Source organism: Lonsdalea populi (assembly GCF_015999465.1).
Taxonomy (GTDB): domain Bacteria; phylum Pseudomonadota; class Gammaproteobacteria; order Enterobacterales; family Enterobacteriaceae; genus Lonsdalea; species Lonsdalea populi.
Window position 1 is genome coordinate 1,741,614 of the sequence record NZ_CP065534.1, and the last position, 23,563, is coordinate 1,765,176.

Annotated in this window: 25 protein-coding genes; 18 read left to right on the forward strand and 7 right to left on the reverse strand. The window is 57.0% G+C overall.

Annotated elements, in window-relative coordinates:
* Window positions 1-2: 2 nt before the first annotated feature.
* Window positions 3-1,142: a type III secretion system gatekeeper subunit SctW gene (sctW, locus tag I6N93_RS07580; protein WP_085684221.1), complete on the reverse strand. Its 1,140-nt coding sequence runs from the start codon at window positions 1,140-1,142 to the stop codon at window positions 3-5.
* A gap of 303 nt (window positions 1,143-1,445) precedes the next feature.
* Between sctW and I6N93_RS07585 the strand changes: the two genes are divergently transcribed.
* The 15 genes from I6N93_RS07585 to I6N93_RS07655 all read left to right on the forward strand — a co-directional run bounded on the left by I6N93_RS07585 (window position 1,446) and on the right by I6N93_RS07655 (window position 13,056).
* Complete coding sequence (locus I6N93_RS07585; protein ID WP_085684219.1) at window positions 1,446-1,991, forward strand: RNA polymerase sigma factor; 546 nt, start codon at window positions 1,446-1,448, stop codon at window positions 1,989-1,991.
* A gap of 207 nt (window positions 1,992-2,198) precedes the next feature.
* Window positions 2,199-3,617: a PAS domain-containing sensor histidine kinase gene (locus I6N93_RS07590; RefSeq protein WP_373853576.1), complete on the forward strand. Its 1,419-nt coding sequence runs from the start codon at window positions 2,199-2,201 to the stop codon at window positions 3,615-3,617.
* 56 nt (window positions 3,618-3,673) lie between these two features.
* Window positions 3,674-4,312 (forward strand): response regulator transcription factor, encoded by a 639-nt coding sequence (locus I6N93_RS07595; RefSeq protein ID WP_085684215.1) that lies wholly within the window; start codon window positions 3,674-3,676, stop codon window positions 4,310-4,312.
* Window positions 4,313-4,594: 282 nt separating this feature from the next.
* Window positions 4,595-5,557 carry a sigma 54-interacting transcriptional regulator gene (locus I6N93_RS07600; RefSeq protein ID WP_085684213.1) on the forward strand — a complete coding sequence of 321 codons (963 nt, stop codon included), beginning with the start codon at window positions 4,595-4,597 and terminating at the stop codon, window positions 5,555-5,557.
* A gap of 149 nt (window positions 5,558-5,706) precedes the next feature.
* Window positions 5,707-5,910 (forward strand): ATP-dependent helicase HrpA, encoded by a 204-nt coding sequence (locus tag I6N93_RS07605; RefSeq protein WP_085684211.1) that lies wholly within the window; start codon window positions 5,707-5,709, stop codon window positions 5,908-5,910.
* Window positions 5,911-5,995: 85 nt separating this feature from the next.
* Complete coding sequence (locus I6N93_RS07610; protein ID WP_085684210.1) at window positions 5,996-6,367, forward strand: EscI/YscI/HrpB family type III secretion system inner rod protein; 372 nt, start codon at window positions 5,996-5,998, stop codon at window positions 6,365-6,367.
* Between the two features lie 10 nt (window positions 6,368-6,377).
* Complete coding sequence (gene sctJ / locus I6N93_RS07615; protein ID WP_085684208.1) at window positions 6,378-7,154, forward strand: type III secretion system inner membrane ring lipoprotein SctJ; 777 nt, start codon at window positions 6,378-6,380, stop codon at window positions 7,152-7,154.
* Window positions 7,155-7,157: 3 nt separating this feature from the next.
* Window positions 7,158-7,796, forward strand: a complete 639-nt coding sequence (locus I6N93_RS07620) for a serine kinase (RefSeq protein ID WP_176222504.1) — start codon at window positions 7,158-7,160, stop codon at window positions 7,794-7,796.
* Between the two features lie 19 nt (window positions 7,797-7,815).
* On the forward strand, window positions 7,816-8,412 hold the full coding sequence (sctL, locus tag I6N93_RS07625; protein ID WP_085684206.1) for a type III secretion system stator protein SctL: 597 nt from the start codon (window positions 7,816-7,818) through the stop codon (window positions 8,410-8,412).
* Window positions 8,413-8,643: 231 nt separating this feature from the next.
* Complete coding sequence (locus tag I6N93_RS07630; protein WP_085684204.1) at window positions 8,644-8,871, forward strand: serine kinase; 228 nt, start codon at window positions 8,644-8,646, stop codon at window positions 8,869-8,871.
* The gene (locus I6N93_RS07635) at window positions 8,858-9,292 is read left to right on the forward strand and encodes a type III secretion system chaperone (protein ID WP_085684202.1); all 435 of its coding nucleotides are present in this window, start codon (window positions 8,858-8,860) and stop codon (window positions 9,290-9,292) included. The genes I6N93_RS07630 and I6N93_RS07635 overlap by 14 nt, the downstream gene beginning before the upstream one ends.
* Window positions 9,285-11,336 (forward strand): type III secretion system outer membrane ring subunit SctC, encoded by a 2,052-nt coding sequence (sctC, locus tag I6N93_RS07640; RefSeq protein WP_085684200.1) that lies wholly within the window; start codon window positions 9,285-9,287, stop codon window positions 11,334-11,336. Before I6N93_RS07635 ends, sctC begins: the two co-directional genes overlap by 8 nt.
* 18 nt (window positions 11,337-11,354) lie before the next feature.
* Window positions 11,355-11,540 (forward strand): HrpT family type III secretion system protein, encoded by a 186-nt coding sequence (gene hrpT, locus I6N93_RS07645; RefSeq protein ID WP_085684198.1) that lies wholly within the window; start codon window positions 11,355-11,357, stop codon window positions 11,538-11,540.
* On the forward strand, window positions 11,537-11,908 hold the full coding sequence (locus I6N93_RS07650; protein WP_085684196.1) for a hypothetical protein: 372 nt from the start codon (window positions 11,537-11,539) through the stop codon (window positions 11,906-11,908). Before hrpT ends, I6N93_RS07650 begins: the two co-directional genes overlap by 4 nt.
* Window positions 11,909-12,069: 161 nt before the next feature.
* A complete protein-coding gene (locus I6N93_RS07655; protein WP_309251028.1) occupies window positions 12,070-13,056 on the forward strand; it encodes a type III secretion protein HrpN in 987 nt (328 codons plus the stop codon).
* Between the two features lie 163 nt (window positions 13,057-13,219).
* On the opposite strand, the gene I6N93_RS07660 is transcribed toward I6N93_RS07655, so the two are convergent.
* Window positions 13,220-13,399, reverse strand: a complete 180-nt coding sequence (locus I6N93_RS07660; protein ID WP_085684194.1) for a hypothetical protein — start codon at window positions 13,397-13,399, stop codon at window positions 13,220-13,222.
* A gap of 435 nt (window positions 13,400-13,834) precedes the next feature.
* On the opposite strand from I6N93_RS07660, the gene cysB reads away from it, so the two are divergent.
* Entirely contained in the window at window positions 13,835-14,809 is a 975-nt protein-coding gene (gene cysB, locus I6N93_RS07665; RefSeq protein ID WP_085684192.1) for an HTH-type transcriptional regulator CysB, read from the forward strand.
* A 58-nt stretch (window positions 14,810-14,867) separates the two neighbouring features.
* On the opposite strand, the gene nth is transcribed toward cysB, so the two are convergent.
* The 5 genes from nth to I6N93_RS07690 all read right to left on the reverse strand — a co-directional run bounded on the left by nth (window position 14,868) and on the right by I6N93_RS07690 (window position 20,911).
* Complete coding sequence (nth, locus tag I6N93_RS07670) at window positions 14,868-15,503, reverse strand: endonuclease III (RefSeq protein WP_085684190.1); 636 nt, start codon at window positions 15,501-15,503, stop codon at window positions 14,868-14,870.
* Between the two features lie 128 nt (window positions 15,504-15,631).
* Window positions 15,632-16,660, reverse strand: coding sequence for an RnfABCDGE type electron transport complex subunit D (locus I6N93_RS07675; RefSeq protein WP_085684188.1), 1,029 nt, complete (start codon window positions 16,658-16,660; stop codon window positions 15,632-15,634).
* Window positions 16,661-18,595, reverse strand: a complete 1,935-nt coding sequence (rsxC, locus tag I6N93_RS07680) for an electron transport complex subunit RsxC (RefSeq protein ID WP_085684186.1) — start codon at window positions 18,593-18,595, stop codon at window positions 16,661-16,663.
* Window positions 18,588-19,169, reverse strand: a complete 582-nt coding sequence (gene rsxB / locus I6N93_RS07685; RefSeq protein ID WP_085684184.1) for an electron transport complex subunit RsxB — start codon at window positions 19,167-19,169, stop codon at window positions 18,588-18,590. Before rsxB ends, rsxC begins: the two co-directional genes overlap by 8 nt.
* 335 nt (window positions 19,170-19,504) lie before the next feature.
* A complete protein-coding gene (locus tag I6N93_RS07690; protein WP_085684182.1) occupies window positions 19,505-20,911 on the reverse strand; it encodes a GH1 family beta-glucosidase in 1,407 nt (468 codons plus the stop codon).
* A gap of 335 nt (window positions 20,912-21,246) precedes the next feature.
* Here I6N93_RS07690 and I6N93_RS07695 point away from each other — a divergent pair, with 335 nt between their 5' ends.
* Both I6N93_RS07695 and I6N93_RS07700 read left to right on the forward strand, forming a co-directional pair.
* Window positions 21,247-22,293 carry an oxidoreductase gene (locus tag I6N93_RS07695; protein WP_085684180.1) on the forward strand — a complete coding sequence of 349 codons (1,047 nt, stop codon included), beginning with the start codon at window positions 21,247-21,249 and terminating at the stop codon, window positions 22,291-22,293.
* 96 nt (window positions 22,294-22,389) lie between these two features.
* Entirely contained in the window at window positions 22,390-23,379 is a 990-nt protein-coding gene (locus tag I6N93_RS07700; protein WP_085684178.1) for a bile acid:sodium symporter family protein, read from the forward strand.
* Window positions 23,380-23,563 lie beyond the last annotated feature (184 nt).

A 23,563-nucleotide genomic window follows, 5' to 3' on the forward strand; every position in this document is an offset into this window, starting at 1 on the left:
AGCTACTCCTTGCGCGGTGCGGCGGCCAGTTCGGCCGCCTCTTGCCGCGACAAATCGCCGATCAGACCGCGGATGAGATGCAGTGCGGTGTGGCGGTGTTTGCTGTCTCGCCATAACGTCTGCGGCAGGTCGCCTACCAGCCGTAGCAGGGCGTTGAAAAACAGCAACTGCCGCTGTGCGTGTTGTCCGGCGACTTCTCGCCCCAGATTGTGTAAGTCGCGGATGTAGGCCCCATTGGCGCTCAGGCCGATCAGCCGACGCGTCAGCTCCACCGCGCCGAGCGTTGCGGCCGGGAAGCGGTGGGCGCCGTGCTCCAGCAACTGTTGGCTGGATGACAGCGTATGGCTCAACTGACGCGCATCGTTGAGATGTTTCAGCATCTGGCTCAGCGCAGTCTTCGAAATGGAGGAAGCCAGCGAGGCGATGTCGGCGGCCAGAGCCCGTTGCAGAGTACGCAGACCGGCCGTGAAGTGCTGGGCGTCGAAGCGTTCCAACAGGGCGTCCAGCAGCGAGCTGGGGGACTGCTGATGAACGATGCGTTCGTAATAAAGCTCGCGCAGGATCTGTTTCTGTTGCGGGTCGGTACTGAACAGGGAGATCGCGGCGGCCGTGTTCAGCCCGGCTCGCACCTCCGGGCCTTTTTCCTGCTGGATCCGCGCCAGACTTGCCCGAGCTGCCTGTTCCAGCGCCGGATCCCGCTGCTCTCGGGCCTGTGCCAGCAGATGACGCAGAACGATATCGCTGCGCGCCGCGTCGCCGCCCGCCGCCTGTACTAATGCCTCGACCGAGGCTGGGGGCGTTTGCAGCATCAGCCCCTGCATTCGCCGTACCTGCTGGTCCAGCGTCGGCTGCTTGGGATTTTCCAACAGGTGGAACAGCTCGGTCAGCTTCTCTATTCGCTCGATGTTCGCTTCCATACGATTTTGCATCTGGCTGATTTGCCTGCGGTTCAGCGACTTGCTTTTGCGTTCCATCTGTTCGCCGAAAGCGGCTGATACCTCCTCCATGCTGTCATGTATGACTTTGTCAGAGGCCTTCGACGCCGGGACGGGAGCGGGGGTTGACGGCTGTTCCTCGATGGGTGCGCTGAGGGGCGTCGCCGCATTGGCAATCGCTGAAGAGAGCGGGGGGATGGCAACCATATTCTGTCCTGCCTGAATCGATCTTTTGATTAAAGGTATGGAGTTATGTGGCGTTAAGAGAAATCGGGTTCCCGCCGGGAGGTCCCATCGTCTTTTTGTCCATAAAAAAAAGACCCAGTGATGACCGATTGATTGCAATCGTTTGCATTTTAGTCGTTTTTTACCGGCAAAAAGTGGCGCAAAAAAACCGTTCTTTTAATTAAAAACATAGTTAAAACAGAGAATTAATTAAATTCAGTTCGGTGGCATACGCCTTGCTGTCTCCTCTGCGCCAATCACGGCGCAACCATGGAGAACCCGCAAATGGAAACAATCGTTTTGTCACCGGAAAAGGACTGCTCGTTTGAATCACATCCTGAGGCTGTAGACTGGGAGCTGGTCTTTAGGCAGCATGGCAAACGCCTGCAGAATTTCATTCGTCAACGTGTGGACAATAAAGAGGATGTGGAAGACTTGCAGCAGATGACCTATCTGGAGGTGCTGAGAAATCGCGAAAAATTCGCCGGCGCATCGCGCCCGGAAACGTGGGTATTCGGCATTGCGCTGAACTTGGTCCGCAACTACTACAAGCAGGCGAAATCCCCTGTTTGCGACATCAGTGAGGATGAGCTGGAGAAGCTTTCCTGCGGCAGCGATCCCAGCCGAATTATCGAATGGGGCCATGCCCTGCACCGTGTGCTGGCGGCGAGCGCCCATTTACCGGACGACACCCGCCACATGCTGGTGATGTTGATTGACGCCGACGCCAGCTATCAGGATATCGCCGAACGATTAGGTATGCCGATCGGTACGGTACGATCGCGCCTTTCCCGTGCCAGAGGCTTCCTCCGCCAGGCCGTGGACGCCTGAGCCTCCCTTTGACCTCGTGGCAACAGAGAACAACGGGTCATTCAGTTTGATTATCCGGTTACAGACCATGTCGTCAGGAGATGACTGTAACCCCTTACTGCCCGTGGCGCCGAATCGGGGTCCGGGCAGATCTTCGACAGCATGGAGACGGTTATGTTATATCCCCCAAGGTCCCCTCAATCCCTTGATGAGGAGGAGGCCCCGCCGATGGAGCTTGTCGCGCTTGCGTTCAGCCGCATTAAAGATGCGGTCTATATCGTCAATGAGCACAACCAGTTTTGCTATGCCAATGCCGAAGCCTGCCGGGTGCTGCATTACAGTCAGCAGGAGTTCCAGAAGCTGTACCTCCGGGATATCGATCCCTGCAGGAGTGCGGAGTTGATTCAGCACAGCTGGTGCGATCGGCACGGCTGGAAGCGCGGACTGACGTTCGAAACTCAGCACAGAAGCCGATACGGCGCGATTATTCCGGTCGAAGTCAGCGTTAACTTTTTTAAATACAAGGGAAAGAAATACAGCATGTGCGTCGTGCGCGATATCCGGGAGCGCAAACACATCGAACATATCGCCTATGCGCGTGAACAGGAATTCCGGGCGCTGGTGGAAAATACGCCGGATCTGATCGTCCGATTTGGTCCGCAAATGACCTGCCAGTATGCGAATCCGGCGATGTTGGCTCATCTGGGATTTACCGCCGATCAACTGCTCGGCCATCGGCTGACCGATCTTCTGCCCGACGCCCCCTGCGCACAGCGCATTCAGCAGTTAGTGCAACTGGTCATGGAGACGCAGAGCAGCGTGGAAGGGGAACTGGAGGCGGAGGCTCAGGACATCGGCGATAAACCGCGCGCCGTTCACCATATCCGCTGTGTGCCGGAGTTCGGCCAGAACGGCCAGCTGTCTTCTATTCTCAGCGTTGGCCGCGATATTTCCGCTATTCGTTATGCGGAGAAAAGGCTCGAGGAATCTCACAGTCAGCTACGGCTCCTGACGCGTCAGCGTGAGATTTCCCGGGAGGAGGAGCGCAAGCATATCGCCCGGGAAATCCATGATGAGCTGGGACAGCATCTCACTTCCATGCGTATCAGTTTGTCTTTACTGCGTATGCAGTTCGCTAAAGAAAACCCGTCGCTATTGAAGTCACTACAGAATCTGATGGCGCTGTCCGATAAGACGATTCAGGTGGTGCGGGATGTGGCGACACGGCTGCGCCCGAACGTGCTGGATATGGGATTGACGCCGGCGCTGGAGTGGCTGCGGGACGAGTTTGTCTGTCAATACGGCGTCCAGTGCCAACTGCGTGCGCCGGAACACGACGTTTTGATGAACGACGAGTGCGCGACCGCCGCTTTTCGCGTGGTTCAGGAGTCACTGACCAACATCGCTCGCCACGCCGCCGCCAGCGAGGTCGTCATTGCGCTCGAAAACCGGGAGGGGCTGATTGTGCTGAGCGTACAGGACAATGGCGACGGTTTCGACGCCCGGGAGCAAAAGCCCAACACGTTCGGCCTGATGGGCATGAAAGAACGCGGAAGAATGTTGGGCGGCGAGGTGACGGTCACAAGCCAGCCCGGCGGCGGTACGTCGATCCGCATGACGTTCCCGCAGCGCGCCGTCGTGCGCTAAATCCGCACAGAAAGACTGTCGTGAAACTGCGGCCATCATCTTGGGAGATACACTCAATGAAACTCATCCGATTAATGATCGCCGACGATCACGTCATCATGCGGGAGGGGCTGAAACAGATATTTACGCTGGACGATACGCTGCAAGTCGTGGCGGAGGCGGGGAATGGCGCGCAGGTGCTTACTACGCTGCGAGAAGTCGATATCGATCTGCTGTTGCTGGACATGAGTATGCCGGGCATTTGCGGCGAGGAGCTGATCATCCGGGTGTTGGCGCAGTACCCGCGCTTGCCCATTCTGATTCTGAGCATGTACAGCGAACCGCAGATTGCACGGCGGGTGCTTAAAAGCGGCGCGCTCGGCTATATCACTAAAGACAAGGATCCGGAAGCGCTGCTGACCGCTATCCGCCGAGTCGCGCAGGGCGCGCGCTACATCGACCAAACCATTGCCGAACAAATCGTGTTTGCGGACTATCTCACGGACGATCGCCCTTGCCACAGCGTGCTGACGGTGCGAGAACATCAGGTGATGGTGATGCTGGCGCAGGGAATGGGCGTGAATGCGATTGCGGAGGCGCTGGCGATCAGCAACAAAACGGTCAGCACCCATAAGTCGCGTTTGATGGAAAAAATGCAGTTCGCTTCTAACGCCGATATCGTCAAATATGCCTTAAATCAACGTCTGATTCCGTAGTGCTGCACGGAATGTCCAGCCGAAAATACCCTTCAAAAAATTATGGGTAAGGATTTCCCTACTTTTTTATCAGTTATTCCTACAGCAACTTCAGTCGTTGACTGATGGCTTACAACAGCAATGGCGGTAATGCTTTAGCGTCTTCATCAAGTAACCGTAAGTTGTTACCTTTTTTTGCATGCTAATCGTTAAGAAACCGTAAGTACAATAATGAAGCTGCAGGCAAAACCATTGACAGTGGTTGCCTGAATAAGGATAGCCCCCAAGGGTACAGGAGTTGTCATGAGCATCAGAAACCGTAGTGTATCGAGTCGACATCTTCCCTTAATTGATTGTGGAGCCTTTTTTGAAAGCCAGGAAGACGATATTCATGCCGGATTAAGCGCCTTAATCAACGATATCGCTCCGTTGAATGTCGACATTATTCTCGAAGGGGAAACGGGGACCGGCAAAGATACGCTGGCGCGCCGCATCCATCAGCTTTCCGGCTGTGCCGGGCCGCTGGTGGCGGTCAATTGCGCCGCAGTCCCGGAAAGTCTGGCGGAAAGTGAACTGTTCGGCGTAGTGTCCGGCGCTTACACCGGTGCCAGCCGTTCGCGCGCCGGCTACCTGGAGACCGCGAATAAAGGCATTCTTTTTCTTGATGAGATAGACAGCATGCCGCTGACGCTACAGGCCAAAATGCTGCGAGTGCTCGAAAATCGCGGGATTGAGCGGTTAGGCAGTACGCAGTTCAAGCCCGTCGACATGCGGGTGATCGTTGCGACGCAGACGCCGCTTGCCAAACTGGTGGAAGAAGGGCGTTTTCGTCGGGACCTCTATTTTCGTCTGGATACGGTCAAAATTCAGCTGCCTACTCTGCGTTCCCGTAGCGATATTATCTTACCCATGTTCCAGCGCTTTACGCGTACCGCCGCCGAGAGGCTACAGCGGCCGGTGCCGGCCCTTTGCGCGGAGGTGCACGAACGGCTGCTGACCCACAGTTGGCCGGGCAATCTGCGCGAGCTTAAAGCCGCCGCCGAACGCTGGGTATTGGGACTTTCCCCGCTGGCCTCGCACGCCAGGGCCGAGACGGCCCCGACGCAGCTGAAACACCGGCTGCGGCGCATCGAAAAATTTCTGATCCAGGATGCGTTGCGGCGTAACGGCCATTGCATCGACGACGTGGTGACAGAACTGGGGATCCCTAAACGGACCCTCTATCACCGTCTTAAGCTGCTGAACGTCCCTTCGCGGGGGCTTTGACGGGCTGTGGGCGGCCGGCGGCGAAAAAATAGTGTTCTTCCGGAACCGTTGACCGCGATCTCCTACTTAATAGATGAACACGATGACGGGGTCGTCGTCATCCGGTTCATCACACTTTCAACGGACTTTTTATTAGTGGAGATAACAACATGTTTGGACTTTCAAATGCCGCATCCCTGGCCTCAATGCAGACTCTGGACAAAACCATGGCGGCAACCACGGCCATGACCACGGCGGCTCAGAGCCAGAAAATGAAAACGGATGCGATGAACTCCATCTCTGACATGCAGATGGATTCTGCATCGAAAGCGATGAATGCCAGCACCAAAACAGCAAAGTCGATCCAGTTCTGATCGCGGGTTTTTAGATTGTTGAATGGCCGGGGGATTCCCCCGGTTTTTTATGGGTGGAATTTCATCGCTAAGAGGCAGAAACAGGATGAAAATTTCTCAGGTTTCAGGCGCGAGTCACCCGTTTTCGGGCATGGACGGACAAGACGCGGCGACGGCGCCCGCGGCGCAAGATGTGTCATGGTTCAGCGCCGCGATCTCGCCGCCCGGGGCGGCGGCGAATCAGCCGGAAAAGGGGAACGCCGTCTGGATTGATGCGTTGGCCGGTCGCTCCGGTCATCTCGATGGGCTGCGGCAGAAAGCCGAACGACAGGTCGGCAAAAGCCTCCATAGCAACAATCCCAAGGATGTGATGGACGCCACGCGAACGCTGTCTTCGTTTTATCTCGAAAGTTTGCTGAACGCGAAGGTGGTGGCCAAAAGCGTACAAAGTCTTGAAAAACTCACCAACCTACAGTGAGGGTAAAGCAATGCGTCACGGTGTACTAAAACGCGGACTCCCTTTGCTGCTGGTCTGGCTTCTGGCGGGATGCGGCGACCGTGTGGAGTTGTATCGCGACCTGTCGGAAAACGACGCCAACGAGGTGATTGCCCAGCTTGGCAGTTATCGCATCAATGCTGAGAAAAGTATTGATAAGACCGGTATTTCGTTGCTGATCGATGCCCGCGATATTGAGAGGGCGGTGAATATTTTGAATGCCGCCGGGCTGCCGCGGCAGAGCAGAACCAACCTGGGTGAGGTCTTCCAAAAAACCGGCGTGATCTCAACGCCGTTGGAAGAGCGCGCCCGCTATATCTATGCGCTGTCGCAGGAGGTGGAGTCCACGCTCAACCAGATCGACGGCATTCTGGTCGCCCGCGTTCATGTCGTGCTACCGGAACGCATTGCCCCCGGCGAGCCGATACAACCCGCTTCGGCCGCTGTTTTCATCAAGCATCGGGCGGAGCTGGATCCGGACAGCATCAGGCCGCGTATTCGGCGCATGGTCGCCAGCAGCGTGCCGGGTCTGAGCGGAAAAAGTGACAAAGAACTGTCCATCGTTTTCTCCTTGGCCAAGCCCTATCACGACAGCGTGCCGACTGTCTCTATGGGGCCGCTGACGCTGACGCCGCAGGGGGTCAGTCACCTGCAGTGGGCCGGCTCTCTCTTGGCATTGGCGATAGCTGCAGGCGTGGGGGGACTTATAGCGAAACCCTGGTGGCGGCAACTACAAACGCGCAAAAAGCCGCCGGCGCAGGAGTCCTGACCGATGATGTCCCTCGCGGATAGGAGCCGGGACGCGCAGCTAAAGTGGGTCCGGTGGTGGGCCTATGGTTGCATTCTGGAGGCGGATCACAGTTGGCAGGTTGATGCCGGGCTGGCGGGAGGCCGAACGTCGCTGGAGAATCTGGCGCCGTTGCAGCACCGGTTATTGCGTGCGCGCTGGGGCCTGCCGGAAGGCCTGCCCGAGTTGCCATCGGAAGCGCTATGGCAACTGATCGCGTTGACGCCGCCCCAGCGCATCTGGGTGCTTGAGCTGATTGCGTCGGTATGCCGTGCGCCGGAAAAACCGTTGCCGTCTGAGCCGTCGCTATGGTGCCGCCGGCTGGCGAAAGCGCTGCGTCCGGGGCTGTGGCTGCCCGAAAACCTGAATTTTACCGCACGGCGGCAGCACGATGCGCTCTGCCTGCTGCGCCATTGTTTATCCGCCGCCGCCTGGCCGCGCGTTCGACTGCTGTTTCCGCGTTCATGCAGCGTCGGAGTGGAGGAGTCGCCTGCAGTGGCGTTGCCCGCAAGTCGAGTGAATGTGCTGTGCGACGCTGCGATATGGAAAGCGCGCCTTTGCGCTGCGCCGGACGGTAACGACGTCGGCGTGTTTGTTAGTCACAGAAGAGAGTCATCAGTGTAATGGAAAAGAGGGAGTCGGGATGCTGACACGAAAACAATTGAAGCTGGTTACCGGTACGGAAACCCGGGAAGAGACGGTAATTAAAGCGGACCGGTTGCAGCAACATCAACGGGGACTCGAAGTCATTGAGACCGCCGAACGGCAGGCGGAGGATCTGCTGGCGGAAGCAGAGAGCCGGGCGCGGGTGGAGGCGGGGCGGACGGTCCACCAGGCCGAAGCGCGTTTTCTGCGTCAGGCGGACGACATCCTGCGCGGCTGGCAGCAGGAGCGGGCGTTGATGGAAGCCTTTGTCGCCGAACAGGCGGGTCAGGTGCTGAGTGATGCGATGCGCCAGCTGGTGCAAGAGATCCCGGACGAACAGCGCACCTCCGCGCTGCTGCGTCAGCTGTTACGCAATCAGAGCGGCGAAGGGCGTGGCGTGCTCTATTGCCATCCCGAACAGCAGCCACAGGTGGAGATCTGGCTGAACGATCACGCGCATCTGGGCTGGCAATTAGCTATCGACGACGTGCTGGATAAAGATGAACTGCAGTTAATGACGCCCCAGGGCGTGATGAACCTGAGCTGGCGGCGAGCGGTGGAACAACTGGTCCCCGCGCCTGCTTCTACGCCTTAGCCGACCCGATCGTTTCATGGTCTCGGACGGCGACGCCGTGCCGCTTGCCCCTCGGTCCGCCAGCGCGGACTGAAGGGGACGCCGATCCTTCAGGATCGGCGCTGACGCCGTTATCCCTATGATTGTTTGCCGCCAGGCCTCCTCGGTCCGAACTTTTACCCTCCTCTGGAACCGTCGCCTGTGAACTGACCACCTAAAGGGCAGGTTCAACAACTCACAGGAGTACTCATCATGTCTTCATCGCTGGGATTACAGCGTCGGCTGGATACCGCGTTTGTGGATGCGCAATCGCAGCTGGATGCTATGGCGCTAAACGTCGCGGAAGGGGGAGCCAACATGGCGGACAGCCATGCCTTCTTCGAAGCCAGTATGGACTACGCGAACGCCAACTGGGCAAGCGGGCAGCTGCTGAGCGTCAAACACGGTCTGGCCAAGGCCATCATCAATGACTTCAACTGAGCTGATTCACCTTATCGAAGACTGGCTAAACCGCATGGGCGGCCCGCTGACGCTGGATATTGACGGCGGGCCGGTTTTGCTGACCCGCTACCCGCGCGGCATCGGCTGTTCAGCGCGGTTGATGTCGGCAATCGAGGTGGACGATGCCTTGCTGCACCGGGCGCTGGTGTTCTCGTCGGCATCGCTGCAGCTCTTTGGTCTGCAGGCGGCGGCGCCGGCCTATGCCAAAGAGGACAAACAGCTCTGGCTGCTGATGCGCCACGCGCCGGATGAGCCTCAGGCTCTTTGCCGCACGCTGGAAATGCTGGTAAATCAGCGAGACGCCTGGCAGGGCCTGTTGCTCGCGGAACGACGCGACATCGCCATCCCGGTCACTAACCTCCACACGCTGGCCTGGTCGCAAGGAGATTGGCATGCGTAACCTGATTTATTCACTTCTATTCACCCTTTATCGCCTGTTCTGCTGGTCGCTGGTATTGATCGGGATGATGCCGATAGCGTATGCCGCCACGCCGTCGTCGTGGAACAAAGGCGCTTACGCCTATTCGGCGGAAAACACGCCGTTGTCGCAGGTTTTACAGGACTTTTCCGACAGTCACGGCGTTAAACTGCAGCTCGGCCAGATCCCAGAGAGCGCGGTCAACGGGAAAATTCGGGCGGAAAATCCGGCGGCCTTTATCGACCGGCTGGCGTTGGAGCATCATTTTCAATGGTTCGTGTACAGCAACACGTTATATGTCAGCCCACAGGATGAACAGACATCGGTAAGTCTCGAGATCTCGCCGGAAGCCGCGCCCGATCTCAAACAGGCGCTGACCGGTATCGGCCTGCTCGATCCGCACTTTGGTTGGGGAGAGCTGCCGGAGGAGGGCGTGGTGCTGGTCACCGGGCCTCAGGAATACGTCAATCTGGTCAGCGGTTTCGCCCGCAAGCGCGAAAGTCGGGAAGAGCGCCACAAGGTGATGAATTTTCCGCTGCGCTTCGCCGCCGTGTCTGACCGCACCATCCACTATCGCGACCAGAAGCTGGTAATCCCGGGCGTCGCCACCATTCTGAACGAGTTGATGGACGGCAATCGTCATCCGCCCGTCGGGGCAACGGCCGCCGCCAGCGGTGCTAACGCTGCCGCGGGCGGCGGATCGGCGGCCGGTGATTCCAATAAAGCGCTGGAGAACGAGGCCCGTAATATGTTGACGCGCTGGGCGACGCGCAGTTCTCCCCGCAGTCGCGACGGCAAATCGGCGCTGAATGGCAAGGTGTCCGCCGACGTTCGCAATAACGCCTTGCTAATCAGGGATGACGAGAAGCGGCGCGCAGAGTATCAGTTGCTCATCGACAGCATCGATATTCCACAAAATCTGGTCAATATCGATGCGGTGATTCTTGACGTCGACCGCACGGCGCTATCGAGGCTGGAAGCCAACTGGCAGGGAAAATTGGGATCGGTGACCGGCGGCGCCAGCCTGATGTCCGGCGCCAGCACGCTCTTCGTCAGCGATTTTAAACGGTTCTTCGCCGATATTCAGGCGCTCGAGGGGGAAGGCACCGCCTCTATCGTGGGAAACCCGTCGGTGCTGACGCTGGAAAATCAGCCTGCGGTTGTGGACTTCAGCCGCACCGCATTTATTACCGCGACCGGCGAACGGGTGGCCGATATTCAGCCGGTCACGGCGGGCACCAGCCTGCAGGTGACGCCGAGGGTCATCGGTAAAGGGGATCAGAACAGCATTCAACTGGTGATCGATATCGAAGACGGCCAGTTGGAGACAAACGCGGATGGCAACGCCGCCGGTGTGAAGCGCGGGACGGTCAGTACACAGGCGCTGATTGGCGAAAATCGCGCGCTGGTGCTGGGCGGTTTTCACGTCGAGGAAAGCGGCGACCGGGACCGGCGCATCCCGCTGTTGGGCGATATTCCCTGGATCGGCAAACTGTTCACCTCCCGGCGACACGAGGTGTCCCGGCGCGAGCGGCTGTTTATCCTCACGCCGCATCTCATCGGCGATCAGAACGATCCCACCCGCTACGTTTCTCAGGATAACCGTCGCCAGCTACAGGAAGTGATGGGGCGCGTCACGCAGCGCAACCGCAAAACCGATCTCTACGGCATGGTGGAGAACGCGCTGCGCGATCTGGCCAGCGGGCAGACGCCCGCCGGCTTTCACGCCGATAGCGTCGGCAGTCGCCTCAATGAGATCTGCCGCAGCGCGCGCGGTCTGGTCTACGAACGCGGCCGTCACCAGTGGTACAGCAATGATGCGGTCACGCTGGCGGTGGGGGTGGTGACAAATCGCGGGCTGCAGCCACTGCGTTTTGACGAGGCGACTTGCGCCGGTCGTCGCACGCTGGCGGTCTCAGCCTGGCCAAGAACCACGCTGGCGCCGGGACAGTCGACCGAAGTTTACCTGGCGCTGCTGCCAGCCCGATTAGCCGCTCCGACGCGTCCTTCACTGATCCAACCCTGATGCTTTAAGGAGAAAAGCATGTATTCCAAGCTGTTTATATTCTGTTTTTCGTTGTTGCTGAGCGCTTGTGCGGCCAAAACGCCGGCGGCCCGGTGTGCAGACGTTTCCTGCCGTCCGCAGCCGGAAAACCATCAACTGGTGATCTGGTGGCAGCCGGACCTGCGAACCGGCGAGGCCGATTCCACCCAGGTCACCCTGCCATGACGGACAGTACGTTAACCGACGTTGAGAGCGGCGCGGCGTTTATCGCCGCGATGAACCGCCAGCAGCCTACCCGCTGGCAGCCGCAGTCCGGTATAGAACTGCGGTTTCAATACGGTGAAAGCGGAGGCTGGGCACTGGAGCTATCGATTCAGCCGGACCGGCAATACCCTGGGCTGGTACGACAGATTTTGGGGCGTTGCTATGAACGGGACGCCGAGACCGAAGGCGCGCACATCTTCCTGCGGGAAGCCAATGTCCTGACGATTGGATGGCTGCTCTGGCAACCGGCGGTGGAGTATCCGCAGGCGGTGCGTGAGCTATTTCAACTGGCGGGCGTAGAGTTTGGGGACGTGGATAGAACGGATTGATCCCGATGAAATCATGACGGCAAGGAACTGTTCTATTCCTGAGGTCACTCACCTATCAGTACCGGACAGGCGTTCGCCGTAGGTACTGGCGTTATGACGCGGCGTTGCGCACGTCATAGCAGGACATCGCCACGACTCCATCAAATAGATAAGGAAATAGCATGATTCAAATCTCGATCAAGACCACGCCCGGCGCTGATCTCGGATCTCAAGCCTCGGGTGTTGAAGGCTACCGGTCTCTGTCCGGTGGAACGGGAACGCAGGGCAGCAGCGGTGCCAGCGCCGATCAGCTGAGTAGCATCATCGATAAACTGACCGACCTGCTGACAGCCCTGATGTTTGCCAACAACGGCCAGTCAGGCACGACGCAGAGCGATTCACAGTACAGCGGCGCAGGCACGAAAGGCGTGCAATCTCCCGTTAATACTCAGGATTCGGATGCCATCGATAAGCTGTTTTCCCAGGCGCTGGAGAATCTGCTCGGTAGCGATACGGTCAACGCCCTCAGCCAGTCCGGCAGCAATGGTGGATCGCTGCTGAGCGACAGTCAGGCGACACAGGGCAATCAGGATGCCTATAGCCAAGGGGTTAAAGATGCGCTGACGCTGCTGGGGAATAACACAAGCGGCAGCATGGGCACGCCGCCATCGCTTTCTCTGGGAGGCAATGGTCTTCAGGGGCTGAGCAGTCCTTCGGACTTCAGCCAGTTGGGGAGCGCCGTCGGTTCGAGCGTTGGCAAAAGTGCCGGTTTGCTGGCGCTGAATAATATCGATACCCACCGGGATGGCGTGGATCGCAACTTCGTCAACAAAGAGGATCGCGGCACGGCCAAGGTGATCGGGCAACTGATGGACCAGTATCCTGAGATTTTTGGCAAGCCGGAGTACCAGAAGGATAACGCGTCATCGCCGGTACAAGACGACAAAAGCTGGGCGCAGGCGTTGAGCAAACCGGACGACGACGGGATGACCCGTGAAAGTATGGATAAATTTAAACAGGCCGTCGGCATGGTGAAAAGTGCACTGGGGGGCGATAGCGGCAACAGCAATCTGAACCTGCGCGGCGCGGGCGGTTCCCTGCTGGGCATCGATGCAGCGGTCGCCGGAGAGAAGATCGCAAATCTCTCACTGTCGAAGCTGGCCGCCTAACCGCCGGCTGGCACCCCGATATCACGTCGTTGCGTCGTCGCCGAGACAAAAGATAAAAGTACGGCGATGCGGGTGCTGAGGGCAACTGTCCGCCCCACCAGGCAATGCAATTCTCTACCCCGGCGCTGCCGGGGTTTTTTATGCGTCGCTGTGCTCTCTGGATCTAAATTTCAAACCCCGGCGCGACTTCCTTGATCGGTTTATTACAGGCTTCCAACTTAGAAGCCTGCGGATTTTTTGCTGAACAGTCGGGTTTGAATGGATTAAGGGCGTCGCGATAAAAATAGATGAGCAACAGCAGCACGATGAGGGCGATTCGACGGAATCGTTTATTTTTTTTCATAAGACATTCATTAAGTTGTTTACGGGACGTTAACATTTTACAAAAGCAATAAGGTCTTGTCTCCTCGCTTGATGTGGTTTCTTATCCTGAATAATCGCTTTCCCCGCGGGGCAGAAGATAAACAGGGTCCGGACCGCTGTTTCAAAAGTTCAAAATCTGTGCAAGGTCAAAAAAACGTCTATTTTTTGGGGTTTAAGAAGGAGGCGCATAATCTACATGAAGCCGGAAAACACGGCATCAGGTAAAATTGCGTTGAGTTAGTCGACTTTTTCCGAACAAAGTAAAAAACAAGTTATATAAAAAATGTGCTTATGATTAAATTGCATTTATGTGGCAGGGATTTATGCCGTTGTAGTTGATGTACTAGTTTGTCATTGCCATAAACGTCCAAACATAAGATGTCGTGTGCACTATTCATTTGGAATGGGATAAATTATGAAATTGCAACAGCTTCGTTACATTGTTGAAGTTGTTAATCACAACCTGAATGTATCCTCTACAGCGGAAGGCCTTTACACCTCCCAGCCTGGTATCAGTAAACAGGTCCGGATGCTGGAAGATGAGTTGGGGATTCAGATTTTTGCACGCAGCGGCAAGCATTTAACACAGGTGACGCCTGCCGGGCAGGAGATTATCCGTATTGCCCGCGAGGTGCTGTCCAAGGTTGAAGCCATCAAAGCGGTCGCTGGTGAGCATACCTATCCAGATAAAGGATCGTTGTACATTGCCACAACACATACGCAGGCGCGTTACGCATTGCCAGAGGTGATCAAAGGTTTCATCGATCGCTATCCGCGCGTGTCTTTGCATATGCACCAAGGCTCGCCCACGCAGATCGCGGAGTCGGTGGCAAAGGGGGCGGCCGATTTCGCCATCGCCACCGAGGCGCTGCACCTGTATGAAGATCTGATTATGTTGCCGTGCTATCACTGGAATCGCGCCGTTGTGGTCAAACCCGACCATCCGCTGGCGTCGAAAACCGGTATTACCATTGAAGAGCTGGCGGCTTATCCGATTGTGACGTACACCTTTGGGTTTACGGGACGTTCGGAGCTGGATACGGCATTTAACCACGCGGGTCTGACGCCTCGGATCGTCTTCACCGCAACGGATGCCGATGTCATCAAAACCTATGTCCGTCTGGGATTGGGCGTGGGGGTTATCGCGAACATGGCGGTCGAACCGCAGGCGGATCCCGATCTGGTCAAGCTGAATGCCGACGACATCTTCAGCTACAGCACCACCAAAATCGGCTTTCGACGCAGTACGTTCCTGCGTAGCTACATGTACGACTTCATCCAGCGCTTTGCTCCTCATTTAACGCGCGATGTGGTGGATACCGCCATCGCGCTGCGTTCGAATGAGGAGATTGAAGCGATGTTTAAAGACGTGGTATTGCCCGTCAAATAACGGTGCTGTGTTCATTAGCGGCCAATGGGGTTGATCTTTGGCCGCTAATGATGACCGATCAGACGTCAACCTTGTCTTTAAACTCGCAGAGATCTTCGATCAAGCAGGAACCGCAGCGCGGCTTGCGCGCTATGCAGGTATAACGTCCATGCAGGATCAGCCAATGGTGGCAGTCCACTTTAAATTCCGCCGGCACGACCTTCAGCAGTTTCTCCTCAACTAACTCCACCGTCTTACCAGGCGCAAAACCGGTACGGTTGCACACGCGAAAAATGTGGGTGTCGACGGCGATAGTCGGCCAGCCAAACGCGGTATTTAGAACGACATTCGCCGTCTTTCTGCCGACGCCGGGGAGGGCTTCCAAAGCGGTCCGGTTTTCAGGTACCTGTCCCTGATGATGTTCAATCAGCATCCGGCAGGTTTTTATCACGTTTTCCGCCTTGCTATTAAACAACCCGATCGTTTTGATATAACTTTTCACGCCATCCACGCCCAGCGCCAGCATGGCCTCCGGCGTATTGGCGACCGGATAGAGCTTGGCGGTAGCCTTATTGACGCTGACATCGGTGGCCTGCGCCGAGAGCAGTACGGCGATCAACAGTTCGAAGGGGGAGCTGTAGTGAAGCTCTGTCCTCGGCTCAGGATTGTTGTCCCGTAATCGCGTCAGTATTGCCAGTCGTTTTTCTTTATTCATGATGATGCAGTCGAGCCTTATTCAGAGAACGAAATGGCGTGGATCCCGGGGATCGCCCCGGAACTCCCAGTGAGCCGCCGTATTCACGACGCGATTCCCGACGGCGAGCAGGTCGTTCAGCGTCGGTATTATAACGTTGAACGGGAATGCGCCGGTATCCGCGGTTGCGTGAGCCGATCTATCAATGGAACGGCCAGATTCGCCAACAATACGGCAAAGGCAATCCCATCCGGATAGCCCCCATAGGTTCGGATAGCCCAAACCAATGCGCCGGTCAGCACGCCGAACAGGATACGTCCTTTTCCCGTCATCGCCGAAGTGACTGGGTCGGTGACGATGAAAAACGCGGCCAGCAGCGTCAATCCATACAGCAGATGCTGCGACCACGGGGCGCAGACCTCCGGTTGAAGCTGTCGACCAACCAGGGCGCAGAGCGATAACGCCAACAAAAAACTGACGGGAATCTGCCAGCGAATGATGCCCCGTGCCAGCAGTAACAGCCCGCCGGCCATAAAGGCCAGATTGATCCACACCCAACTCAGTGGGTTGGAAAAGGCATTGAACGCACTGAGGTTAAACCGCGCGGCAAGCGTTTCTTCGGTGGGGTGTGTGGCAACCTCGGCAGGGAACGTAACAGGATGTGATCCGACGAAATCCGATGGCGATAGCGCGCGATGACCTGAGAATAGGGTCTGTTGCGTGCCGATCGCATCTTGCGATTCGCTCGGTGAAAGGCCGAGGATTATCGAGGCATAAAACGTCAGCATTAGTAGGGCATAGCCCACCATGGCGGGGTTAAGGCGATTACGCCCCAAGCCGCCGGACAGCTGTTTCACGCTGACGGCTAGCGCTGTGGCAAGGACGGTCCACCACCAGGGTGACAGCGGCGGCAGGATGATGCCGAGCAATACCGCAGTCACAAGCCCCGAATGGTCTCTGGCCGATGCCACGATCGGACGCTTTTTAAGTGACGATGTCACGAATTCGGCCACCTGCGCCGTCACTATCGCCAGCAGTATTTGAAAGAGATTGCCGTAGCCAAAAAAATAACTCTGTACGGCGATACCCGGAACGCAGGCCAGGATCACCCAGCGCATAATGCCGGACGTCGTCTGCCGTTGATGCAATAACGGTGCGTTCGCAATTCTGAAAGCCATTTATTCCTCTTGAGACTGTGTTTCCGTTTGAGAGCCCTGCAATGCCTGCGACGCTTTGCGTGCTTTAACACGGGCGATAGCGGCGGCCACGGCGGCTTTACGGGGGTCGTGTTCTGACTCGGTATTCGCCGCCGGTAGCGCGTCGACACCCTCTGCCTTGACCGGTGAGGCATCAGACGAAGGCGTCTGCTGCTGCGCCGCTTTGCGTGCTTTAACACGGGCGATAGCGGCGGCTACGGCGGCTTTACGGGGGTCGTGTTCTGACCGACGGGGCGGGGCGGTATCGCCAGGCGCTGCGGTCTGCCGGGGGGCTGTTGCTACGGGTTGTGGCGTCGCCAGGGCTTCAGCCTGAAGCGCCTTAGCCCGTTCGATAGCAGCCCTGACGGCGGCACCGCGTTTGCCGGAGGTAACGGTGGTTGTGTCTATCGCAGGCTTAACGTTCGCAGACGGTTCGGCCGGCGTCTTAGGTGCAGGCGCGACCATCGCCGCAGCGCGTTGATGCCGCTGCTCCCGCGCCGCTTTTTCACGTACCAATCGGGCTTTTTTCGCCACAAAACGCGCTTTGGCGGCGGCGGCCCGCTGGGCTTCCTGTTCCCACGACTGAATTTCGGCTTTTGACTGGCGAAAGTATTGCACCAGCGGAATATGGCTGGGGCAGACGTAGGCGCAGGCGCCGCATTCGATGCAGGCGGATAAGTGATGCTGGCGCGCCTGTTCGTGGTCGTTATCACGGATGAATTTGAACAGCTGTTGCGGCAGCAGGCCCGTTGGACAGGCGTCGGCGCATTCTCCGCAGCGGATGCAGGCTTGCGCTTCCAATTCGGGGTGAATTTCATCCCGTGCCGGCGCCAGTATCGCGCTGCTGGCCGGGGTAACCGGGACATCCAGCTCCGAAAGCGTGAATCCCGTCATCGGGCCGCCCACGATCACCATGGGTTGCCCCCTGGTGACACGATAGCCCGCCTGGCGCAGAAGATAGCGAACCGGCGTACCGAGTCGCGCCCAGACGTTGCCCGGCCGTTGAAGCGCCTGACCCGCCACCGTCACCACGCGCTCCGTCAAGGGTTCACCGTCAATCACCGCCCGTTTAACAGCATAGAGGGTGCTGACGTTCTGTACCAAAACGCCGGCGCGGGTAGTGGGCTGGCCGTTGGGAACGATCTTGCCGGTCAGCACTCGCGTCAGCATGGCGACATTACTGGAGGGATAGCGGGAGGGGATCACCCGAATGTGTACGCGCGGCGAGGCGTGCAGCGCCTGTTTTAGCGCAGCAATCGCCTGCGGCTTATTATCTTCGATACCCACTAAAATACGCTGAGGAGCGTAGAGTCGATCAAGGATGTCGATACCCACGGACAGTTCCGCCGCGCACTCTTGCATCAAGCGGTCATCGGCGGTGAGGTAAGGCTCCGATTCTGCGGCGTTGATGATGAGCGTGTCGATGTCGCACGGCGCATCCGGCCAGGGAGAGGCGGTAGCAAACCCGATGCTGCCTAGCCCTGCGATCCCCGCCTGATGCAGATAATCCCGCAGCATGTGCGGCGCGGTCTGACGGTAGTCCTGCAAGGGGCGGCGTTCCGCCCAACGATCGTCGCCGTCCGGTTTCAGGATCAGGCTTAGCTCCGGCAGCCCGGACGGATGCGTGGCGGTGTGATAACGAACGGCCTGGATCGTGCCGGAGGTGGGGGCATGTACCGGCACCGTCGGGCCGACACTTCGCGTCAGCGGCTGGCCGCGCAAGACCTGATCTCCGACCTGTACGCACAAATCGCTGTCCGGTCCCAGGTGGGCATGAAGTGGAATAATCAGGCGGTCAGGCAGAGGCAGACGACGTAACGGTATTTGATTCGACGGCGATTTCATTTGCGGCGGGCGAACGCCGCCCTTCATGGGCCAAATCCGATTTTTCCCGAAGGCAGTCAGCAAATTAAACATGATGCCCCCCCTGTAAAATGCGTATCGGTATCGCGTTCAGGTCCCAGTTCCAGCTGTCGGGGGTCGGTATGACCGGGTCCAGCGTAATACAGTCGGTCGGACAGGGTGAAACACACAGATTGCAGCCGGTACAGAGATCGCTGACGACGGTATGCATAGCGCGTGCGGCGCCGACGATGGCATCCACCGGACAGGCCTGAATACATTTGGTGCAGCCGATGCAACGGCTTTCGTCGATTCGTGCGACCTGGCGTTCGGGTTTGCCCGGCATCGCATCATCCGGCAAGGACTGGGGCTCGACGTTCATCTGCTCAGCCAGTTTATGCATCAGAGGTTCGCCCCCCGGCACGCATTTATTTATCAGTTCGCCGTCTTGAATCATGGCTTCGGCATAGGGGCGGCAGCCCGCGTAACCACATTGGCGGCACTGAGTCTGCGGGAGCAGGTCTTCCAGCTGTTCAACGGAGGGGGGAGTGTGCCGCAGAGAACGTCGGCGTGAGGCGTAGCCGAGCATCAGACTCGCCGTCAGCGTCAGTGCGCCGAGTGCGGCTATCGTCATCCAAAAATTCATCATCACCATTTCACCAGTCGGGTTAAGCCCGTAAGAGCCGGCACGTTCGCCAAAAAAGCGCCAACCGGTAGCCGCGGGTATTCGCTCATTACAGGACTTACAAATAAAACCGCCGTATTATCCGGTATTGTCCCAGGTTCGACAACCTGAACGCCCGCCATCCCTTCCGGCGAGAGACTGAACGTCTAACTTGTGGTCATCAGCGGGGGGGCATGCGCTCGTCCGGGCAATCCTGAGCGCCGTTTCAGCCGGAACGTGATAACAAGTGAAAGGAATTTAAGAAGAAAAGCGAGGGTGAGAGGCCCCATCATTTCACGGGGCGTTAAGGTTTTAGTTTTTTACTCGCCGTTGTTGCGGATCAACTTCTGGTACCAGAAGAAACTCTTCTTGCGCTGGCGTGCTAACTGACGTTGATGGTCGATATAGACAAAGCCGTACTGTTTCTGAAAACCGTTCAACCAGCTCAGTAAATCGAGAAATGACCAGGGATAATAACCGCGCACATCGGCGCCTTGCGCAATTGCATCAGCGACGGCATCAATGTGCTGACGCAGATAGTCGATACGGTCGTCGTCCACGATGTCGCCATTCACGATGGGATCTTTGGCGCCCAAACCGTTTTCGGTGATGTATATCGGGATATCACCGTAGCGTTCTTTGATGTTCAGGATGCCTTCCGTTAGTCCCTGAGGATAGATTTCCCAGTCCCAGTCGGTATACACCCCGTTAGGGTTCCGCACGAATTTGAACAGATCTTTAAAACCAAACTCGTTTCCGGCCTGATGCGCGCTGCCTTTTTGGCCCGTTGTATTGATTTGCAGGCGCGACTCGCCGTGATTCGCGGCCACCGTTTCCCTCTTGTAATAATTCAGACCGATAAAGTCGCAGATATTGTCGCGCAGCAGCGCGTCGTCGCCCGGCTCGAATACCGGCGCACCGAGGCTCGATTGTGCCAGGTGCAGCAACTCTATCGGATATTCTCCTCGCAATACCGGATCGTATAACCAGTGGGTAAAAATCCCGTCCGCCAACTGGCAGGCGGCGACGTTTTCCGGCGTATCGTCCAGCGGGGTATTCGTTTGCAGTACGTTGACGAAGCCGATTTTGCCAGCGATGCCGGACTGGCGGAATGCGGCTACGGCGCGCGCATGAGCGATAAACACGTGGTGACAGGCTTGCAGAGCGCGGGCAGGGTTGCAAATGCCGGGGGGATGCGCACCGGTTATGTACCCAAAGCCGATAAAGCAGATGGTTTCATTGAAGGTAGACCATAGCTTGACGCGGTCGCCATAGCGCTGGTAGCAAAGGCGGGCGTACTCCTCGAAGGCGTCGATAGTCTGGCGGGATTCCCAGCCGCCCTGGTCCTGCAGCGCCTGCGGCAGATCCCAGTGATACAGGGTGATCATGGGCTGGATACCGTGCTCCAACAGCGCGTCAATCAACGCACTGTAAAAGGCAACGCCCGCTTCGTTGATCTGACCTCGCCCCTCTGGCAGTAATCTTGGCCACGAGATTGAAAAACGATAGCTTTTCAGCCCCAGTTCCCCCATCAGGGCGACATCTTCCCGGAAACGGTGGTAGTGATCGACGGCGACATCGCCGTTTGTTCCTTCAAAGGTGGTGCCGGGCAAGTGGGAAAACGTATCCCAAATCGACGGGCCTTTACCCTCGGCGTCGTGCGCGCCTTCGACCTGATAGGCTGCTGTCGCGGCGCCCCACAGAAAATCTTTTGGAAATATGGACATCAAAACCTCGCTCTTGGGTGGCTTTAACCAACGACTAATGAGTGTAGGCGGGTTGAATTATCGATTGCAACCGGTTTCTGAAACCGGTTTCTTTTTCCGGTGTGAATCTGTGATCGCACTCACGCCGCTTAATCCCAAGTCTGTATCAGTACGTCGTTTCAGGGGGCATACGGTGTCTGAATAGGCGCTTTTCCGCTGATTGCGGCCGGATAAGGGTTTAAGGTAAGGGCGGCGTTTTAATGACGTTATCCGATAAATATGGAGAGCTTGCAGTGATATACTGGCCGTTCCATCACAACGGAAAATGCCTGTCGCTCAGGCTAGGGGTATGATTAATGGCAGATACTATTCGTGTCGGATTGTTAGGATATGGCTATGCGAGTAAGACGTTTCATGCGCCGCTAATTGCTGCGACGCCTGGGATGGAATTAGTGGCGGTGTCGAGCCGGCATCCGAAAAATGTGCATGAGGATTGGCCGTCTGTGCGGGTAGCCGAGAAACCTGAAGTGTTATTCGACGATCCGGAAATCGATCTTATCGTAATCCCCACGCCTAACGATACGCATTTCCCCCTGGCGAAACGCGCGCTGGAAGCGGGCAAGCATGTGGTGGTGGATAAACCGTTCACCGTCACGTTGTCTCAGGCCTCCGAGTTGCATCAGGTTGCTGTCCACATGGGAAAGGTGCTTTCCGTATTTCACAACCGACGCTGGGACAGCGATTTCCTGACCCTCAAACATCTGGTGCAAACCGGCGTGTTGGGGGACGTGGTTTATATGGAATCCCATATGGATCGCTATCGACCCGAAATTCGCGAACGTTGGCGCGAAGACGGCAGTGAGGGCAGCGGTATTTGGTATGATCTGGGGCCTCATCTTATCGATCAGGCGTTGCAGCTGTTCGGCGCGCCGGTCGCCATCCATGCGGATCTTGCGCAACTGCGTCCCGGCGGTAAATCCGCCGACTACTTCCATGCGACGTTGATTTACCCGCAGCGCCGCGTCGTGTTGCATGGTACGTTGCTGGCGGTTGCTGAAACCGCACGCTACATCGTTCATGGCTGTCACGGCAGTTATGTGAAATATGGCATCGATCCCCAAGAGGCGAAATTAAAGGCAGGACATTTGCCGGATAATGATGCCCAGTGGGGACGCGATGACCGCGATGGCATGCTGACGCTGAACCGAGACGGCGCAGCGGTTGAGGAAGCGGTGACGACGATCTCTGGCGATTACACGGCTTATTATGCCGCCGTTCGCGACGCGTTGAATGGTCAGGGGGAAAATCCCGTCCCGGTGACTCAGGCGATTAAAGTGATGGAACTGATCGAACTTGGACTGATTTCTAATCAGAAAAAATGCGCGATGACGTTAAAAAAATAGCTAGCGCTGTGGGTATTTATTCCACATATTATCTCTTTATCTCACAGGCGATCTTAGGATCGCCTGTATTGTTTATTGAGAGGGTGTCGTTTCGTTATGGGATGGTTGCAACGTTTAAAGATCGATAAGTTTCTGCTTGTTCTGGTTCTGGTGGTCATTACCGCTTCGTTTTTCCCCTGTGATGGTGAGGTGAAGGTGTTCTTTGAATACCTGACGACCTCGGCCATCGCACTGCTGTTCTTCATGCATGGCGCAAAATTATCTCGAGAAGCTATTTCCGCCGGCATCAGCCATTGGCGTCTGCATTTGGTGGTCTTCGCCAGCACGTTTGTGTTATTCCCGTTGCTGGGGCTGATCATGTCGTTTCTGGTTCCAAAGATTCTCACGCCTACCGTTTATCTTGGATTTCTTTATCTCTGCGCCTTACCCGCAACGGTTCAGTCCGCCATCGCCTTCACCTCCATGGCGCGAGGCAATGTGGCCGCGGCGATCTGCAGCGCGTCGGCATCCAGTATCCTCGGGGTCTTTCTGTCGCCGATTCTGGTCGGACTGTTGATGCATACGCAAGGCGGACAGACGGATACGTTGCATGCGATTGGATCGATCATTCTCCAGTTGATGGTGCCGTTCGTTCTGGGCCATCTGTCGCGTCCACTGATCGCAAACTGGGTGCAGCGTCACCGTAAACTGGTCAATATCACTGACCGTTCATCGATACTGCTGGTGGTTTACGTCGCGTTCAGCGAGGCGGTCGTTCAGGGGATCTGGCATCAGATCAACGGCTGGTCTCTGCTGTCTATCGTAATGTGCTCGTTCGTCCTGCTGGGGATTGTGCTGGTTTGTACCACGCTGGCCGCGCGCAAACTGGGCTTTTCGAAGGCGGACGAAGTGACGATCGTGTTCTGTGGCTCGAAGAAAAGTCTCGCTAACGGCATACCCATGGCCAATGTGCTGTTTCCTGCGGCGGCGGTCGGCGCCATGGTGCTGCCACTGATGATCTTCCACCAGATACAATTGATGGTATGCGCCACGCTGGCCCAGCGCTATGCTAAACGACCGGTAGAGGCAAATAGCCCCGAAGAGTGAGCGCGAGTCCAAAGCGTGAATATGCTACGCCATGCGTGAGAACGCATGGCGTTATTTCTTTCAGCGCGTTTACGACGGGAGATTTTCACACTGAGCAGTGATATGAATAATTGCCGCCTTATTTATAAAGAGTGAAAATTTAATGGCGTGGAAGTGTGCGTTTGAATGCGAGGGAATAAAACAG